Source organism: Ruegeria sp. CDSA241 (genome assembly GCF_059611265.1).
This window is the reverse complement of record NZ_JBXWPF010000005.1, coordinates 155,943-174,127: the sequence shown is the minus strand read 5'-3', so window position 1 is coordinate 174,127 and position 18,185 is coordinate 155,943. Positions and strand designations below refer to the sequence as shown.

General features: G+C 58.1%; 16 protein-coding genes and 1 pseudogene. 15 read left to right on the top strand and 2 right to left on the bottom strand.

The genetic code is table 11. The annotated features are described in order from the left end of the window. The first annotated feature begins 16 nt into the window (after nucleotides 1-16). From AC2FJV_RS06625 to AC2FJV_RS06590, 8 genes and pseudogenes are all read left to right on the top strand, one after another. A complete protein-coding gene (locus AC2FJV_RS06625; protein WP_282027517.1) occupies nucleotides 17-859 on the top strand; it encodes a TRAP transporter small permease subunit in 843 nt (280 codons plus the stop codon). Next, a complete protein-coding gene (locus tag AC2FJV_RS06620) occupies nucleotides 859-2,481 on the top strand; it encodes a TRAP transporter large permease (RefSeq protein WP_142634770.1) in 1,623 nt (540 codons plus the stop codon). Before AC2FJV_RS06625 ends, AC2FJV_RS06620 begins: the two co-directional genes overlap by 1 nt. Nucleotides 2,482-2,491: 10 nt before the next feature. Further along, nucleotides 2,492-3,442 carry a phytanoyl-CoA dioxygenase family protein gene (locus tag AC2FJV_RS06615; protein WP_142634772.1) on the top strand — a complete coding sequence of 317 codons (951 nt, stop codon included), beginning with the start codon at nucleotides 2,492-2,494 and terminating at the stop codon, nucleotides 3,440-3,442. 24 nt (nucleotides 3,443-3,466) lie between these two features. Next, nucleotides 3,467-4,969, top strand: a complete 1,503-nt coding sequence (locus tag AC2FJV_RS06610) for a UxaA family hydrolase (protein WP_496713123.1) — start codon at nucleotides 3,467-3,469, stop codon at nucleotides 4,967-4,969. After that, on the top strand, nucleotides 4,966-5,970 hold the full coding sequence (locus tag AC2FJV_RS06605; protein WP_142634776.1) for a Gfo/Idh/MocA family protein: 1,005 nt from the start codon (nucleotides 4,966-4,968) through the stop codon (nucleotides 5,968-5,970). The genes AC2FJV_RS06610 and AC2FJV_RS06605 overlap by 4 nt, the downstream gene beginning before the upstream one ends. A 98-nt stretch (nucleotides 5,971-6,068) precedes the next feature. Beyond that, nucleotides 6,069-6,998, top strand: a pseudogene (locus AC2FJV_RS06600) (NAD(P)-dependent oxidoreductase); the annotation flags it as partial. A gap of 3 nt (nucleotides 6,999-7,001) precedes the next feature. Further along, nucleotides 7,002-7,883 (top strand): DMT family transporter, encoded by an 882-nt coding sequence (locus tag AC2FJV_RS06595; protein WP_281994842.1) that lies wholly within the window; start codon nucleotides 7,002-7,004, stop codon nucleotides 7,881-7,883. Then, a complete protein-coding gene (locus AC2FJV_RS06590; RefSeq protein ID WP_496713121.1) occupies nucleotides 7,880-8,743 on the top strand; it encodes a sugar kinase in 864 nt (287 codons plus the stop codon). Before AC2FJV_RS06595 ends, AC2FJV_RS06590 begins: the two co-directional genes overlap by 4 nt. Here AC2FJV_RS06590 and AC2FJV_RS06585 read toward each other — a convergent pair. Both AC2FJV_RS06585 and uxaC read right to left on the bottom strand, forming a co-directional pair. Continuing rightward, nucleotides 8,730-9,926 carry a mannitol dehydrogenase family protein gene (locus AC2FJV_RS06585; protein WP_496713119.1) on the bottom strand — a complete coding sequence of 399 codons (1,197 nt, stop codon included), beginning with the start codon at nucleotides 9,924-9,926 and terminating at the stop codon, nucleotides 8,730-8,732. The genes AC2FJV_RS06590 and AC2FJV_RS06585 overlap by 14 nt on opposite strands. Further along, a complete protein-coding gene (gene uxaC, locus AC2FJV_RS06580) occupies nucleotides 9,927-11,270 on the bottom strand; it encodes a glucuronate isomerase (protein WP_496713171.1) in 1,344 nt (447 codons plus the stop codon). A gap of 123 nt (nucleotides 11,271-11,393) precedes the next feature. Here uxaC and AC2FJV_RS06575 point away from each other — a divergent pair, with 123 nt between their 5' ends. The 7 genes from AC2FJV_RS06575 (at nucleotide 11,394) to AC2FJV_RS06545 (ending at nucleotide 18,158) form a co-directional block, all read left to right on the top strand. Then, entirely contained in the window at nucleotides 11,394-12,410 is a 1,017-nt protein-coding gene (locus AC2FJV_RS06575) for a Gfo/Idh/MocA family protein (RefSeq protein ID WP_496713118.1), read from the top strand. Next, on the top strand, nucleotides 12,407-13,408 hold the full coding sequence (locus AC2FJV_RS06570; protein ID WP_496713116.1) for a Gfo/Idh/MocA family protein: 1,002 nt from the start codon (nucleotides 12,407-12,409) through the stop codon (nucleotides 13,406-13,408). Before AC2FJV_RS06575 ends, AC2FJV_RS06570 begins: the two co-directional genes overlap by 4 nt. Then, nucleotides 13,405-14,457, top strand: a complete 1,053-nt coding sequence (locus AC2FJV_RS06565) for a Gfo/Idh/MocA family protein (protein WP_281994847.1) — start codon at nucleotides 13,405-13,407, stop codon at nucleotides 14,455-14,457. The genes AC2FJV_RS06570 and AC2FJV_RS06565 overlap by 4 nt, the downstream gene beginning before the upstream one ends. After that, nucleotides 14,454-15,635 carry a mannonate dehydratase gene (gene uxuA, locus AC2FJV_RS06560; protein ID WP_281994848.1) on the top strand — a complete coding sequence of 394 codons (1,182 nt, stop codon included), beginning with the start codon at nucleotides 14,454-14,456 and terminating at the stop codon, nucleotides 15,633-15,635. Before AC2FJV_RS06565 ends, uxuA begins: the two co-directional genes overlap by 4 nt. A gap of 224 nt (nucleotides 15,636-15,859) precedes the next feature. Continuing rightward, entirely contained in the window at nucleotides 15,860-16,750 is an 891-nt protein-coding gene (locus tag AC2FJV_RS06555) for an NAD(P)-dependent oxidoreductase (RefSeq protein WP_496713113.1), read from the top strand. A 12-nt stretch (nucleotides 16,751-16,762) separates the two neighbouring features. Next, nucleotides 16,763-17,626 carry a sugar phosphate isomerase/epimerase family protein gene (locus AC2FJV_RS06550; RefSeq protein ID WP_496713111.1) on the top strand — a complete coding sequence of 288 codons (864 nt, stop codon included), beginning with the start codon at nucleotides 16,763-16,765 and terminating at the stop codon, nucleotides 17,624-17,626. 112 nt (nucleotides 17,627-17,738) lie between these two features. Continuing rightward, nucleotides 17,739-18,158, top strand: coding sequence for a secondary thiamine-phosphate synthase enzyme YjbQ (locus AC2FJV_RS06545; RefSeq protein WP_496713109.1), 420 nt, complete (start codon nucleotides 17,739-17,741; stop codon nucleotides 18,156-18,158). Nucleotides 18,159-18,185 lie beyond the last annotated feature (27 nt).

The following is an 18,185-nucleotide window of genomic DNA, read 5'->3' as shown; positions in this document are numbered from 1 at the left end:
GGACGAGGGTTACGCGATGCACAAGAATTCAGGCGGACCAATTGAATGGCTCATACCGTTGGCCTTCGTCGCGACTGCCAGTTGGCTTGTTTGGCATCTCCCGGCATTCCTATTGGATTGGCTGCCTTACACCTCTGAATCCCTCAAAAGCCAGGTAACGGAAATATATCTGCGCAGCGACGTCACGCCCGAATTACCTGGAGTGTTCGGGGGGTATGTCGACATCATCGACATGGCCGCGCTCGTCCTTCTACCGTTTCTTGCAGTGTTTGGCACCAAGACCGTGCGCCCAGCGACAATGGAGTTCGAAGGCTCGACGGTTATGGATCGTTTCGCCCTGTTCATAGGCCGAGTTACCATGATGATGATCGCAATCATGACTGTCGTCATGCTCTACGAAGTCTTCATGCGTTATATCCTGGAAAAGCCGACCGAGTGGGCCAACGAAATGACACTCTGGTTCGCCAGCTTTGTGTTTTTGATGTCTGGCTACTACGCCATGCAACAACGCAGTCACATTCGAATATTCCTGCTGTACGACGCAGTTCCACGTTGGCTTCAGCGTGTTTTTGATACGGTTTCGACAATCCTGATCGTACTGTTTGCCTTCTTTCTGGTCTACGGCAGCTACAAACAGGTGTTCGTCAACAAGCTCTATAAATGGGAGCTTTATGGCTCCGCCTTCAATCCTCCGATCCCGGCGACGTTGCAGCCGATGGTGCTGATCGTGATTACGCTCGTCGCAATGCAAGCAATTTTGAACTTGATCGCGGATTGGAACAAAGAACCGGAAATCCACACAGATGAACCGGACGAAGACGAAATTGAAATGATCAAACGAGCGGTGGGACAAGACTGATGGATATTGGAACAATCTCACTCATCCTGATGGTCGCCCTGATCGTGCTTCTGGCGATCGGAATGCCCTTGGGTCTGGCCTCGGCTTCTCTTGCTGTTCTGGTTCTGGTCCTGAAGTTTGAACCGACACTGCTTTTGAACCCGTTTTCATTCGGCGACGGGGTTCTCACCGGTCGGCCAGGCACTGGGCCGCTCTATATCCTGGCGCAGAAGATATACGGGCTCTTAACGGACTACGTGCTCATATCAGTTCCATTGTTTATCTTCATGGCGTCGCTGCTAGAGCGGTCCGGGATCGCGCGGGACATGTATTCGTCGTTGAATGTCTGGCTGTCCAGAACACGCGGCGGCATCGCAATCGTGACCTCGATCATGGCGGTGATCATGGCGGCCATGTCCGGCATCATCGGCGGTGAGGTTGTCCTGCTGGGCCTTATCGCCCTGCCCCAGATGCTGCGCCTCGGCTACGATCAGAATCTCGCGATCGGCGTCATCTGCGCCTCGGGGTCGCTTGGCACTATGATCCCTCCCTCGATCGTTCTGATCATCTATGGGCTGATCACCGAAACCTCGATCAAGTCGCTGTTCACCGCGTCTTTCATTCCCGGCTTCATGTTGGCCTCAATGATCATCCTGTACATCATCATCCGCACGCAGTTGAATCCTCATCACGCTCCGCTGCCGGAGCCGGACCCGAACGACCCCGAACCGGCTGAAAAACGCAAACTGTTTGGGGCTTTCATGAGCATCGTCGTCGCTGGATTTTCCACCGTTCTGTTTATCCGGGCTGCGTTCTTCGAGCTTTCCGGATCAAACGCTGCCAGCCAGGGTGAACCAGCGCGGCTGGGGACAGCTGACTACCTGCCCTGGTTTGCCGGCATCACGATCGTCGCCCTACTGCTGATCTTCTTCGTCTTTGGCAGAGAGCGCGCCAAAATAGGGTGGGAAATGGGCAAAGGCCTCGTTGCACCGCTGGTCGTCATCGGCGTCGTTCTCGGCTCGATCTATGGCGGGATCACAGGCATCACCGAGGCAGCAGGCATGGGCGCCTTCGCCGTCCTGATCATCGCTATCCTGCGGGGCGAGGGATCGTTTGAGCTGGTTTGGGACAGCTTGATGCGGACGTTAAAATCCACAGGTACCATTATCTGGGTTACGATCGGGGCCGCCGCGCTGGCGGGTGCCTACACCATTGCTGGCGGGCCCCAATACGTGGCCGACCTGATCGTCGGCCAGGAGCTGCCGACCATGCTGGTCATTCTGGTGATGATGCTGATCTTGCTGTTCATGGGCGCATTCATGGATTGGGTCGGCATCGTTCTGTTGATCATTCCGGTCTTTTTACCGATCGTCCTGCGCCTTCCCATTGAGGAAATCGGGGTCTTTGGCCAGCTAGAGCCGAGTCATGTCGCCATCTGGTTCGGCGTCGTGTTCTGTATGAACATGCAGGTCAGCTTCCTCTCGCCACCTTTCGGACCGGCCGCGTTCTACCTGAAGTCGGTAGCCCCGCCGCATATCAGCCTGACGGATATCTTCCGCGGCTTCCTGCCATTCATCGGGATCCAGTTGCTGGCGCTTTCCGTTCTTCTGATCTGGCCGGGCATCATCGCGCTGCTGTTGTGAGGTTGCACCCATGCTGACACAAGATCAGATTGGCAAGTTCCGGACGGACGGATACCTCGTGGTCGAGGATGTAATTCCCGGCGATGTCCTGGATCGGGTACAGGCCGAATACTCGGATGTCCTGAACCGGCTCTATGACGGTTGGTACAACAAAGGGCTGGTCAAGAACGAGCCGTCGAGAATGACCTTCTGGGACAAACTTCTGTCCGCCTATCAGGCCGGTTGCGACTATTTCCAGCCGCTGGACATCTCGCTGCCCGGTGATCGGATCATGGCGGACACACCGTTACATATTGGGCCCGCAGTGTTCGACTTGCTGACGGCCCAGCCCATGCTTGACGTTGTCGAGCAGTTGATCGGGCCAGAGTTGGTCAGCAATCCGATCCAGCACGTTCGGCTGAAGCCCCCTGCCCTTAAGCTGTGCAAGGACGAGGTGCGCGCGCATATCACCGCAACGGACTGGCATCAGGACCGGGCGGTTGCGTTGGAGGATGCGGACCAGACCGACATGGTCACGGTTTGGATTGCCGTCAACGATGCAACGGTTGAAAACGGCTGCTTGCAAGTGCTGCCAAAGGCACAAGACCAATCCATCCTGCCGCATTGCGCGCGGACACAGACAGGCATTGCCGACGGGTTCATTGACGAAGACCGAGCCGTGCCCCTTCCTGTCAAGGCAGGCGGGATCATCCTGTTTCACCCTCTGACGCCACATGCTTCGCTGGTCAATGAAACGGACCGGTTCCGCTGGTCGTTCGACATCCGCTTCAGTGCGACAGGCCAACCCACCGGTCGAGATCATTTCCCCAGCTTCATCGCGAGGTCCAGATCGCACCCCGAAACCGAGCTGCGAGATTGGCGCGTCTGCAAGTCCAATTGGGAAGCGGCAAGAGCAAGGCTGTCCGGACAGCCGCATATAGATATTCACCGGTGGACATCGGACTCGCCGTTCTGCGCCTAGCTGCTGCCGCCAAGAAAGCTGATTATGACTTTTGTACGTTTAGATCGAGCGGATAGCGTGGTGGTTGCAACTCGGCCGCTGGAGGCCGGTAGTATGGTCGAAGATGTCTCGACCAATGCGCGCATCCCCTCGGGACACAAGGTCGCCACGCGTATGCTTGCACCCGGTGATCCGGTCAGAAAATACGCCCAGATTATCGGTTACGCCACCCAACGGATCGAACCTGGCGACCATGTGCACACCCACAATATCGAGTTCCGTAATACCAGCGTGGACTACGAGTTTGCGACGGACCACCGGCCCATGAAACCCGCCACCTCGGTCGATACGTTCATGGGCTACCACCGGGACAACGGTCGGTTCGGTACGCGCAATTACATCGCGGTTCTGACCACCGTGAACTGTTCGGCGACTGCGGCCCGCATGATTGCCAACCACTTCACACCGGACAAGCTGGCAGAGTTTCCGAACGTCGACGGCGTGGTTGCCTTTGTCCACGGAACGGGCTGCGGAATGGCCGATTCTGGCGACGGTTTCGAAGCTCTTCAACGGGTCATGTGGGGGTTTGCGAAACATCCCAACCACGCTGCTGTTCTGATGGTCGGTCTGGGCTGCGAGATGAACCAGATCGACTGGCTGTTGGACGCGTATGGGCTGAAGCAGAGCCCCACCTTCCATACGATGAACATCCAGAACGTCGCCGGATTGCGCCGGACCGTGGAAATGGGCATCAGCAAGATCAACCAGATGCTGCCCCTTGCCAATGAAGCGCGGCGCAGCGAAGCCCCGGCGTCCGAACTGATGGTTGCGCTGCAATGCGGTGGATCGGACGCTTGGTCAGGTGTGACCGCGAACCCTGCGCTCGGACATGCCTGCGACCTGTTGATTGCCCAAGGAGGCACAGGAGTCCTTGCGGAAACGCCCGAAATCTATGGAGCCGAACACCTTTTAGCCCGCCGCGCCCTTGGTCGTGCAACTGGGGACAAACTGATCGGACTGATCGATTGGTGGCAGGACTATACCGCTCGCAATCACGGTTCGATGGACAACAACCCAAGCCCCGGCAACAAGCAAGGCGGTCTGACGACCATCCTTGAGAAATCGCTGGGGGCAGCGGCGAAGGGCGGAACCACCCCTTTGACCGGTGTATTCAAATACGCCGAACCCATCACCGCCAAAGGCTTCACCTTCATGGACAGCCCCGGATATGACCCGGCCTCGGTGACCGGGCAGATCGCGGCCGGGTGCAACCTTGTGTGCTTCACCACGGGACGCGGCTCTGCATTTGGGTCCAAACCGGCACCCACGCTGAAAATCGCTACTAACTCTGAGTTGGCAGCGCGCATGCCCGAAGACATGGACGTGGATGCGGGCGACATTCTGACCAAAGGTACCAGCGTCGAAGAAAAAGGACGGGAAATATACCAACGGCTGCTCCAAGTCGCCTCGGGCGCGCGGACCAAGTCCGAGGCGCAGGGCTTGGGTGACTACGAATTCGTTCCCTGGCAAATCGGAGCGGTGATGTGAAAAGGATCCTTGTAGCCGGCGGTGGATTGATCGGTATCCGCCACGTCCGCGCCGTGATTGAGCATCCCGGCTGTATGTTGGTCGGGTTGGCCGATCCAGATGGCTCGATCAAGATAGACGTGCCGCGTTTTGCTAGTGTGGACGAGGTGCAGGACCCGGTGGATGGCGTCATCATTGCGACGCCGACCCGCCTGCATGCAGAACATGGCATTCTGGCCGCATCCCGCGGTTGGCACATGCTAATCGAAAAGCCGGTTGCCGCATCAGTCGATGATGCCCTGCGCCTGAGGACGGCTGTTCGCCAGGCTAATGTCCGCAGCCTTGTAGGCCACCATCGGCGTTATCACACAACCTTGCAGCAACTGAAAGAGGTGATCGCGCAAGGTACGATCGGACAAGTTATCAACGTCTCGTTGCTGTGGGCCATGCGCAAACCCGAGAGTTATTTTGAACAGAACTGGCGGACTTTCGATGGCAGCCCAGTCATGATCAACCTGGTGCATGATATCGATGTCATGCGCTTTGTGATCGGAGAAATCTCAGATGTCGTCGCCCTGCCTGGCGCGTCGATCCGCGGATCAGATCGGATAGAAAGCGGGGCTATCGCGATCGCGTTCGAAAACGGCGCAACGGGCACTATCAGCTTTGCCGACACCGCACCCAGCCCTTGGGGGTTTGAGGCCGGAACCGGCGAAAACCCGAACATCGGCACAACCCGACAGGACATGATGTGGATCACTGGAACCAAGGGCGCTGTAAGTTTTCCTTCCATGACCCTGTGGCGTGGTAAGGATTGGGGCACTGCGGCCCAAAAAGACCAACTTCTACGACCGAAACAGAAACGCGAGCCGCTGGAGGCCCAGTTGGATCACTTCCTTGACGTGATCGACGGCGCCTCACCGTTGATCGACGTCGAGGATGCGGCCCGGACGCTCGAGGTCACATCACGGATAGAACAGGGGCTAAAAGCGCGGTCAGCTCGAGCGCGGGCACCGACCTGAAGGAAATCCGGCCCCGGCGAAGAACCGGGCCACCAAAAAACCTATGATTACACGCCGGGCAATATGAGCATCCGAACTTCAAAACCGCCCGCGCCAGACACAAGAATGAAAACCAGAGACATTTACGGAAAGGGAAACCAATGAGCAAACCATCAATCGGGTTTATCGGCTTGGGACTAATGGGCGGAGCCATGGTGAACCGACTGTTGGACCAAGGATACTCGGTCACGGTATTGGGAAACCGCGACCGCACATACCTGGACGCCGCGATTGACCGAGGCGCCCGCGAGATGGAAAACGCCCACGAGCTGGCTCAGGCCAGTGACATCGTGATGCTGTGCATGGGTACCTCCGAACAGGTCGAGGGCCGTATGCGCGGTGCAGATGGAGTGATTTCGGGATTGAAACCCGGGGCGATCGTCATCGACTTTGGCACCTCGCTTCCAGGCAGCACACGCGCCTTGGCCGAGGAGGTTGCCGCAGCCGGCGGAAGCTATCTTGATGCGCCGCTTGGCCGTACGCCTTCGCACGCGCTAGAGGGCAAGCTCAACATTATGACTTCCGGCGACAAGGCTGCCTTTGACAAGGCCGAGCCGACACTGAAAGACTTGGGCGAAAACGTTTTTTACCTTGGCCCCGTTGGGTCCGGACACACGATCAAGCTGATCAACAACTTCTTCGGAATGACCGTCGCGAACGCAATGGCCGAAGCTTTTGCCATGGCAGATATTACCGGTGTTGACCGCAAGCAGGTGTATGACGTTATGGCCGCAGGGCCGCTGTATTCCGGAATGATGGATTTCGTCAAAGCCTACGGCGTCGAGGATGACCCAAATCAGCTGGCCTTTGCCATCAAGAACGCGGCAAAAGATCTTGGGTATTATGACCGCATGGCACGCGAGGCAGGCGTTACCAGCGTGATGTCGCAGGGCGCGCTTTCGGCGCTGATTGACGCGCGCGACCACGGTCAGGCGGACGACATGGTCAGCCAGATGGTTGACTACTACGTCAAGCGTTTCAACACCTGATCGATGGCCGTCACCGCCAGCCCCACTGCGGACCTGCCGCGCCTTGGCATCGTGCTGATGTTGACGGCGTGGCTATTCTTTTCGCTGGTGGATCTTGGGGCCAAGTGGTTGGCGTTGGCGGGCGTGCCGGCATTTCAGTTGGCATTCATGCGCTATGCGGGGCACTTTGTGATCTCTGTGGGCGTGATCGCCAAGGGCGGGATTGAGGCCAGCAGGTTCAAGACCGACCATCCATGGCAGGTCATTAGCCGGGCCTTGCTGCTGATCTCGGCGACCGTTTTCAATTTTTATGCCCTGCGGTTTTTGCCTCTGACCGTCGTGTCAGCAATCATGTTCTCAAGCCCGGTCATCGTGTGTTTTCTGTCCGTCTTCGTTTTGAAAGAACGCGTGGGTCCATGGCGTTGGGCGGCTATTACCCTGGGCTTTCTGGGGGTGTTGGTTGTCGTGCGGCCGTTTGGTTCAGCCTTTCATCCGACCATGCTGTTGATCGTCTACAATGCCACCGCTTTGGCCTTGTACTCGATCATGACGCGCAAGCTGTCCGGGGTTGTTGCCGTGGACACCATGCAATTCTACCTTGGGCTTACCGGGACGGTGGTTCTGCTGCCGTTCGCCATATGGTTTTGGGTCCAGCCAGAAAACACGTGGAGCCTGATTGTACTGATCGGCCTTGGCGTCTTTGGCTGGTGCGGGCATCAACTATTGACGAACGCGCATCGGTTCGGAACGGCGAACCAGTTGATGCCATTCACCTATTCGTTCCTGATCTACGTTGCGATTTGGGGCTATTTGTTCTTTGACACGGTACCGGGCGCATTCACTTTGGCAGGGGCTGCTCTAATCATGACTGCCGGTCTCATCATCTGGAAGAGAGAAAAGAAATGACGCGAATTGCCTGCATCGGCGAAGCAATGATCGAATTGTCCATGCTGGAAACCGGTGCAAATGTGGGCGTCGCGGGGGATACGCTGAACACGGCCATCTACATGCACCGCGCCGCTCCTGATCTGCAGGTGGAGTATATGACATGTCTGGGCGACGACCCGTTCTCAGGGCGCATCGCCGGCTTTATCGCCAGTCATGGAATCGGGACATCCGGCATCCGCATCATTCCGAACGCCTCTCCGGGATTATACGCAATCACGACATCTGCGGACGGTGAACGCAGCTTTACCTATTGGCGCAGCGAGGCGGCCGCCCGTCAGCTATTTGCCGATCACGACTTCAGCCCACTTAACGGTTACGACGTGCTGTACTTGTCAGGGATTTCCGTAGCCATTCTTCCGCATTCGGTGAGGCTTGCGCTTCTGGACTGGCTAGAAGGCTCTTCAGTTCGGTTGGTCTATGACAGCAATTTTCGTCCGCGTCTCTGGGACAGCGTCGAACACGCCCGGCAAATCAACCAACGGCTTTGGCAGCGTGCAGATATTGCCCTACCATCCATCGACGACGAGATGGCACTGTTCGGGGAAAGCGCGGATCAAGTGGCGGCACGCTTTGCCGATCATCACGGTGTCGGTGCATTGAAACGCGGAGAGGATGGCCCTCTGCCCATTGGTCAGAACATTGACCAAACCTATGAACCTGCCAAAAACGTGCTGGATACCACAGCGGCGGGCGACAGTTTCAACGGTGGCTACCTCGCTGCCTTGCTGACAGGAAAATCGCAGGCCAAGGCCCTGATGGCCGGACACAATCTGGCGTCCACCGTTGTTCAGTTCCGCGGCGCGATCATTCCCGGATAAGTGACGCGAGATCCTCAGCGCCAACAAGGTCCAAAAGTGGCACTACCGGATCTGGCTGTTTGACAGCCGAGGCGATTTCCAACGCGCAAGGATCGTTCAGCGTCCTGCCCTTGGCGGTCTCGGACATGCAAAAGGAGATCCAGGCCCGCATCCCTGCAATCACCGCCTGAGAGCCGGTCTCACGGAGTGTGGGAACAAACCGATACGGCAGCTTTTGGCTGCCATCCATCGCGATTTGGTCCAGACGGTGCGCCAGCTCGAGGTTTTCAAAGCGGCGCAACAAAGCCTCGGCATAGTCCGGAACCTGTACTTGCAGTGCTGCGGGCAGCGTTGCGCCCGCATCCTTCATCAACTCGGAAACCAGCGGGCGCAAAACCGGGTCTCGAACCGCTTCGTGGACGTAGGTCAGGCCTCGCTCCAAGCCGCCATAAGCCAACAGGGAATGGGCACCGTTCAACATGCGCAGCTTTCGCATCTCGTGCGGGGCTACGTCATCGACCAGTTGCACGCCCGGCCAATCCGGGTGCGGACCGGCGAAACTGTCTTCGATAATCCACTCCGAAAACGCCTCGGTCGGAACAGCCATAGGATCGCCGCTGATTGCGCGAACGGCGTCCGTGGTAGCCGGGGTGATCCGGTCGACCATCGCGTTTGGAAAGCGAACGGCATTCCAATTCACGTCCAGGCCGGCTGCATTCGCAAAATCGGCAACTGCCATTTCGAGCGTTTTGCCGTTTTCCATGCGATTGTCACAGCTTAGCACCGTTACTGGCTTGCACCGTTCCGCAAGGCCATAAGCTAAAAAACCGATCAGCGTCACAGGCCATTGCCCTGCCAGATCGGCGGCAATCGCTGGGTCCTGAAGGTTCAGATTGCCCGCGGCGTCCAAATGGTAACCTTTCTCGGTGACGGTCGCCGAGATGATCTCGGCATCCGCCATCACATCGAAAATCTCTGTGCGATCATTGGGCACGACCAGAACGTCACGCAGAGCTTTGATGCGCCGGACGCCCTGCCCCTGTACGCACAAATCGTACTCGAAACCTTGTTGGGCCAATCCATCCCGAACCGAGGATGAACGCAGGCTGACGCCGACAACGTCCCATCCGCCAGCTTGATCCGTGTAGTCCAGCAAATGCGCCCGGGCGAAGTTTCCAAGGCCGAAGTGAAGAATTGTACCCATCTAGCTTTGCAATCCGTAAACTTGTTTCGCCAAATCGACAGCCAGCAACCGCGCAAGATGCTCAGCACTATCCCGACCGAAATAGCCGCGCGCAACCTGATCGGCCAAATGAATCGCCACTCCCCGTCGCCACAGGTCGTGCCGTGCAGGAATGGACAGAAAAGCCCGCGTGTCGTCATTGAATCCGGCCAGATTGTAATATCCGGACGTTTCAACAATCTGATCGAAATACCGCGCTATACCGGCTGGGCTGTCGTGGAACCACCAAGGCGGCCCGATCCTAAGGCACGGCCAATGTCCCGCCATGGGCGCCAGTTCACGGGCATAGGTGCTTTCGTCCAATGTGAAGAGTATGATGCGCAGTTCCGCCGAGTTTCCGACCCGGTTCAAAAGCGCCTCAAGGCCCGTGACCCAATTCATCGCGATTGGAATGTCGGCCCCCTTGTCCCGTCCGAAGTCCCGCATTACCGCGTCGTTCGTGTTGCGCTTGCTGCCAGCATGTATCTGCATGGTCAGACCATCATCGATAGACATCTGCGCCATTTCGATCAGCATATGTCCATAGAACCGGCGCGCGCCCTGTTCTGTACCTTCCCGCCGTCTCAGCCGTTGGTACAGCGCATCCGGGTCGTCCAGCCACTCGGTCTGCACACGTCCGATACCGTGGTCGGTGGCCGTACAGCCCAGCTGGATGAAATAAGCCCGCCGCATCCGCAGCGCGTTGAGGTAGCCATCATAGCTGTCCAGATCGCAGCCTGTCAGCTCGGCCAACTTGTTCAGGTTCTGTACGAACTCCGGGTCCGCCCCATCCAAAACCCCGTCCGGGCGGAACGTCGGAACAACCCGCCCGCCCCAACCGCTTGCACGGATCTCCTGATGCTGTGTGAGAGTGTCGAGAGCCGAATCCGTAGTGGCCAGAACCTCGATCCCGAACCTGTCGAACAAAGCCCGCGGGCGAAAATCGGGTTGCGCCAGCTTTTCCGCGATCTTGTCGTAGATCAGATCTGCCGTACGCGAAGACAACTCCTCAGACACGCCCAGCGTTTCATGCAGCACGTAGTTCATCCAGATCCGGGAAGGCGTTCCCAGAAATAGATGCCAATGTTCGGCAAAGGTGCGGAAAACGGCGCGAGGATCCTTCTTTCGCCCCTCTTCCCCAACGCCGAGTTCCGACAAGGGAACGCCCTGCGAATAGAGCATACGGAACACGTAATGGTCGGGAACCACCAACAGCTCTGCCGGGTTGGGGAACGGCGCATCGGTTGCAAACCACCCCGGATCGCAGTGACCATGCGGAGATACGATCGGCAGGTCCCTGATGCCCAGGTACAGGTCTTCTGCCATGCCATTCAAATTACCGGTCAATTCTGCCTCCGATACTGCTGCCCGAAATTGTTAACACAGTTTTTAATGGTTGCATCTTTCCCGTTCGAACCCGCAGACTGACCGGGTGATCCGGGGGACTGAATGAATATTGCGCTGATTGGTTTGGGGATGGTTTCTGGCACGCATGTCGCCGCCATTCGGGCATCGGATCAAGGCCTCAGTATTGCCGGAGTCCTCGGGCGCAATCCTGACAAGGCAGCTGAGTTCGCGCGGCGAAACGAGACCCGCGCGTTCAGCTCGGTCGAGGAAATCGCAAACGAACCAGACGTCGACTTTGCGATCATCGCAACCCCACCTGATCAGCGCACAGAGTTGGTGCGGGTTCTTTCGACCGCTTCGAAACCGATCCTGATGGAAAAGCCCATCGAAAGAACGCTGGACGCCGCGACGGCCATTGTCGAGCAGTGCGAGGTGTCTGGTGTTCCGCTGGGCATAGTCTTTCAGCACCGCGCCCGCGCCGCTTCGCAGGCGCTGAAATCAGCCATTGAACAGGGTGAGCTGGGCGCGATCGCCACGGTGGAGATCCGTGTCCCCTGGTGGCGTGATCAGAGCTACTATGACGAGCCGGGTCGCGGCACTTACGCACGCGACGGAGGCGGTGTCATGATCTCGCAGGCAATCCACACGCTTGACCTTGCGATGTGGCTGCTGGGGCCGATCTCGGGCATTCAAGCCATGATGAGAAAAACTCCGTTACACGATCTTGAGGCCGAGGATTGGGCAGGTGCAATCCTTGAAATGGATAACGGCGCGGTGGGAACGTTGATGGCAACTACTGCCGAATATCCTGGGGCCGCTGAATCTATCACGATCCAGGGCACGCGCGCCAAAGCGCATCTGGATTCAGGTGTCCTGACCTTGACCACTTTCGATGGTCGGAAATCCACGGTTGGCGAAACGTCCGCCACAGGCGGAGGGGCCGATCCCATGGCGTTCACCCATGAATGGCACCAGACGGTTATCGAGGATTTCGCCAAGGCCGTCGCCGGTGGAACGAGGCCGCTGGCCAGCGGACGCAGTGCCCTTTTGACTCACGCCGTCATAGACGCGATGCAGATCGCCAATCGAACCGGCCAGAAAACACGAGTAGCCTCATGAGCCTGACCTGCGTCGCCCTTGGTCTGGACCACCGCCATATCTATGGCATGACGGAAAACATGCGTAAAATCGGCGTGGACTGCGTCGGCTACTGGACACAAGGCGATCCAGAAACGCTGCCGGGCTACGTCAAAAGGTTTCCCAATATTCCGCGGCTGGCCCGATTGGAAGACGCCCTAACCTGCGGGGCGGATCTAGCGCTGATTTCCGCAATTCCGGCAGATAGGGCCGCGTTGACGATCCGCGCTATGCAGAACGGCATGGATGTCATGAGCGACAAGCCGGGCTGCACGACGTTCGAGCAACTCGACCAGATCAAGCGAACGGTCGCGGACACCGGTCGAATCTGGTCGGTAAATTTTTCTGAACGATTTGAAACGCCGGTTAGCACCATGGCGACCGAGTTGGTCGAGGCCGGCGCCATAGGGCGCGTGATCCAAACGGTCGGACTTGGCCCGCACCGATTGAACCGGGCAACCCGGCCGGAGTGGTTTTTTAGGCGTGACCGCTATGGCGGAATTCTGACCGACATTGCCTCGCATCAGATCGATCAGTTCTTGCATTACACAGGTTCGGAAACCGCGGAAATCACAAACGCTTACGTGGCGAACTACGCAAACCCCAAGGATCCCGGGTTGCAGGATTTTGGCGAGGTCAATCTACTAAGCGAGAATGGCACCGGGTACATCCGGGTTGACTGGTTTACGCCGGATGCCCTTCCGAACTGGGGGGATGGTCGTCTGACGATCCTAGGAACCGAAGGCTATATCGAGTTGCGAAAATATGTTGATGTGGGTGGGGCCTCAGGGACAGACCATCTGATCATCGTCAACGGTGAAACCTGCCAAAAGATCGACGCATCTGACGCCGGCCTTCCCTACTTTGCGCGCCTCGCCGATGACATCCGTAACCGGACCGAAACTGCAATGACGCAGACCCACTGCTTTAAGGTCATGGAACTGGCGCTACGTGCGCAGGAAATGGCGGAACGCAGATGATCAACGTTGCGATCCTTGGCGCTGGTATCGGTGCGCAACATCTGAGCGCACTGGAACGGCTTGACCGCGACTTCCGCGTAGCCGCCATGGTCGACCAGAATACGGACCGGATCGAACAGATTCGACAGAACGCGAATTTTCGAGCACTGACCAACATTCAAGACGCGCTGGATGATCCGGCGATTGATGTCATCGACATCTGCCTGCCGCCCCATCTGCATGTACCGACCACCCTTGAGGCACTGGCGGCAGGAAAACACGTTGTCTGCGAAAAGCCTCTTGCGACCTCGATGCAGGATGTGGATCGGATCACGGCAGCCGCACGCAGCGCGGGCAAGCAGGTGTTTCCGGTCTTTCAATACCGGTGGGGCCCGTCACTGGCCCAACTGCGCCACTTACAACGCGCAGGCCTGACCGGAGCGGTCCAAACTGCCGCGCTTGAAACCCATTGGTCCCGAGAGGCGGACTATTACGCGGTGCCGTGGCGAGGAACATGGGCCGGTGAACGCGGCGGCGCGGTTCTGGGCCATGCCATCCACAACCATGATCTGCTGACTCATATCGCGGGCGATATCGCCTGGGTGTCTGCAATGACAACGACGCGGGTCAACCCGATCGAGACGGAAGACTGCGCCGCGATCTGCTTTGGCATGACTTCCGGAGCATTGTGCACAAGCAATATCACACTAGGCGCCGCCACGGACGAAACCCGCCTGCGGTTCGTCTTTGAAAAGGTGACCGCCACCTCTGGCACGGAACCCTATGCCCCGGGCCAAACGCCTTGGACATTCGCCGCGCGGGATCCGGCGGATCAAGCCGCTATCGACGCGGCTCTTGCCGCCGCCGCTGCCGAGCCAACGGGGTTCGAAGGTTTTTTTACCGAAGTCGGCAAAGCGCTGCGGTCCGAGGCAAATTCGGCCGTTACGCTGAAGGATGGCGCTGCGTCCATCGGCCTTGTTACGGCGATTTATCACGCGGCGCGCACCGGGCAGCGCGTTGCCCTTCCCATCAGGCCCGATCACCCACTGTATGAAGGATGGCTGCCATGAAACAATGCTGGCGTTGGTTCGGACCCGAGGATCCGATCGCCCTGGCCGATCTCCATCAAGTCGGGGTTCAGGGAATCGTCACCGCGCTGCATCACATCCCACCCGGACAGCCTTGGGATGAACAGAGCATCGCCGAACGGCAGGCCGTTCTTGCCGCGGCCGGGTACAGTTGGGACGTTGTCGAAAGCCTGCCCGTATCGGAGGCGATCAAGACGCAGTCGGCAGACATGGCCGAGCATCTGCAGGCGTACAAGTCCAGCCTCAGGGCCCTGTCCGTCCGTGGCGTCAAAATTGTTTGCTACAACTTCATGCCGATCCTGGATTGGACGCGCACCGCCCTTCGTGCCCCACAGCCGCATGGCGGAACGGCCATGCTGTTCGACCTGACCGATTTTGCAGTTTTTGATATACATATTCTCGAACGTCCGGGCGCGTCCGAAGACTATTCCGGCGACGTCCGCCAAGCGGCCAAGGATCGCTTCATGCGCATGTCGGATGAATCCAAGGCCCAGTTGCAGCACAATGTCACTGCGGGGCTGCCCGGCGCCAACGATCAGTGGAGCGTAGAGGACGTGAGCGGCTTGCTGCAGACATATGCCGAGATAGACCGTGACCGGCTGCGCGCAAACCTCATCGACTTCCTGTCTGAGGTCGCCCCGATAGCCCAAGAATTGGGGGTGCGCTTGTGCTGTCATCCCGATGATCCGCCCTTCTCGTTGCTCGGTCTGCCGCGGGTCATGTCCAGTACCGAGGACTACGGCGCCGTACTGGATGCGGTTGATATGCCCGCGAACGGCGCAACCTTGTGTACCGGATCGCTGGGTGTTTCCCCTGAATTCGATGGGCCGGAGTTCGTTCGCCGGCATGGCGACCGGATTCACTTTGTTCACTTGCGAAACACCCGACGCATCGCGGGGTCAGACAGCCAGAAGCCCGATTTCTATGAAGCTCCGCATCTGGAGGGCGACACTGACATGATCGGAACCATTCGCGAGCTGATGAAAGAACAACGCCGCCGCAAATCTCAAGGGCGGGACGACTGGCAAATTCCTATGCGACCCGACCACGGACAAGAGCTGCTGAGCGATCTGGGCGGACACAGCACTCCCGGCTATCCGCTGATCGGACGAATGCGCGGGCTGGCAGAATTGCGCGGCATCATGGCGGCGTTTTCCTGACACGTCGGATCAGGCAGTTTCTTTCCGTCCGTAACACTTCTTTGCTTGCCTGTGCGCCGCATTCTTCGTTTACTTGCGGGACGTAAACGGGCAGCGGGGTGTCTTCCGGACTCGCCCGACGTCTGTTCAAGACGCGTGAAACTCCCGCGAAAACCGATGCCTTGGGGCATCATTTTTCGAAACGTCTGCCAGACGGCAACGACGGAAGAACGGGAGGATTCCAAATGAAAACCGCAGGCGTAATCGGTCTTGGCGACATGGGCAGCGGCCTTGCCAAGAACCTGATCAAGAATGGCTTTGAAACATCCGGTTTCGACCTGAGCGTGACACGCATGGCGGCATTTGCCGACATGGGCGGCCGGCCCAAGGACAGCGTGGGGCAAGTCGGTCGTCACGCCGCCACTGTGTTTGTCATGGTGATGAACGGAGATCAGGCCCGCGATGTCATCTTGGGTGAAAACGGGCTGGTTCCGAACATGGCGAAAGGCGGAACGGTCATCCTGTCGGCGACCATTACCCCGGCCGAAGCCCGCGCCATCGGGCAGGATATGGAGGGCTCGGGCATCCACCTAATAGACACCCCTGTCTCGGGTGGGTTCCCCGGCGCGCAGAACGGCACATTGACGATGATGGCTGCCGGTGCTGCGGATGTGCTGGACAGAAATGCAGAAGTCATGCAGGCAGTGTCGGCAACCATTCATCGGGTCGGAGAAAACGCCGGCGACGGGCAAACCGTGAAAGCCTGCCTGCAATCTCTGATCGGATCGATCTTTTCCGCCACATTCGAGGCTGCGGCCCTGGCGGCCAAAGCCGGTGTCAGCGGTCAGGCATTACTTGATGTGTTCTCCTCATCCAGCGCGGGGTGCGGCGTCGTGAATACCGCCCTTGAAAACATCATTGATCGCAAGTTCGAGGCCACCGGTAGCCATATCGCAACCATGCACAAGGACCTGACTATCTCGCTGGCACTGGCCGGTTCGTTGGGCGTTCCAATGCACACAGCGTCATCCGCAATGCAGATCTTTCACGCAGGAAAAACCAAATACCCGAACGGCGACAACTGGGTGTGTACTCAGGTCATCGAAGAGATCGTTGGCGCAGAATTGCATCGCTGAGGGGGGACGAACATGAAACTTGGTGTGATTTGCGACGGCATTTCCCGCGAACTGCGGCATGCCGTGGACGTAATGGACGAATTCGGTCTGGACTATGCAGAGCTTCAGTTCGTTGGAGATACGGAGGTCGGGGACCATTCCCCGCAGGAAATTGCCGAGATCGACGCGCTTTTGCGCGACCGGGGCAAGCCTGTGTCATGTCTGTCTCGCCATATCTTTGCGGGGATGACAGCTGCCAACAGGCCCGGTGACAACCTGCACACCCGACACATGGACGCCTTGAAACGCGTGATCGACATGGCGCATATCGTGGGGTCTCCGCTGGTTCGGATCATGACCCAACGAAAAGAGCAGATACTCTGGGGAAAAAACGGCGCCGAGAAGTGGAACGTGGCGCATGGGGTATGGGACTCGATGCCGCCGCTGATCGCGCCGGCGGTTGAACTTGCCAGGGCTGAGGGCGTGACGCTTGTCGTAGAAACCGGAAACGGCACGCTGGTCAATTCCAACTATACAGCCCGCAAACTGATCGACGAGTTGGATGCAAAGGATGCGTTGAAAATTCTTTGGGACCCCGGAAACAATTGCTGGTGCCATGAACTGGCATACCCGGACGGTTACGAAGAACTGCGCGGCGGCTATCTGGGGCACATTCACATCAAGGACGTAAAGGTCGACACGCCGCGGGCAACGCTGGAAGTGCGCCGCATGGGGGAAGGTCAGCTTGCGCCCCTGTTCCAACCCATCGCGGACGCGCTCAGATCCGACGGCTATGATGGCGTCATTTCTTTCGAAAGCGTTTATCACCCCGGCAACGGGAAATTCGAAGATGGTTTTCGTCTATGTGTGGACAGGTTCAAAAGCCTGTTTGCATAGACGTACAGTCAATATGCGTTCAAAATCAAATACTTGATCCCCATTGCTGAATGCCAAGTGGGATGTAGAAAGCTGGGCGCGTTCGCGTAAAACTAAGTAAAGGGCCTGCTGGATGAAGCAAGAGTTTTTCGAGCTGTCAATTGAAACGCCGGGCAAATCCCTCATCGACATCAGCGGGATCGTACAGCGTGCGGTGTCCGAACACGAATTTGTCTCGGGCCTTCTGACCCTTTGGTGCCTCCACACGGGTGCCGCGCTGATGGTGCAGGCCAATGCCGATCCCGAGGTGCTCAAGGATATCGAGACGTTCTTCGAAGAACTGGTCCCCAAGTCACCAGGCAAATATCACCACCGCCCGACCGAAGACGACAACGCGCCATCGCATCTGCGCGCGCTGGTGACGCAAACGCAGGTGTCCATCCCGGTCGAACAGGGGCAACTTCCGCTGGGCCGCGTACAAAGCCTGTACCTGTTCGAACACCGCGAGGCACCCAAGACGCGGCGATTGAAGGTGCACTACATCGGGACGTGATGCCTTGGGTCCCGTGGCGCGTTGACG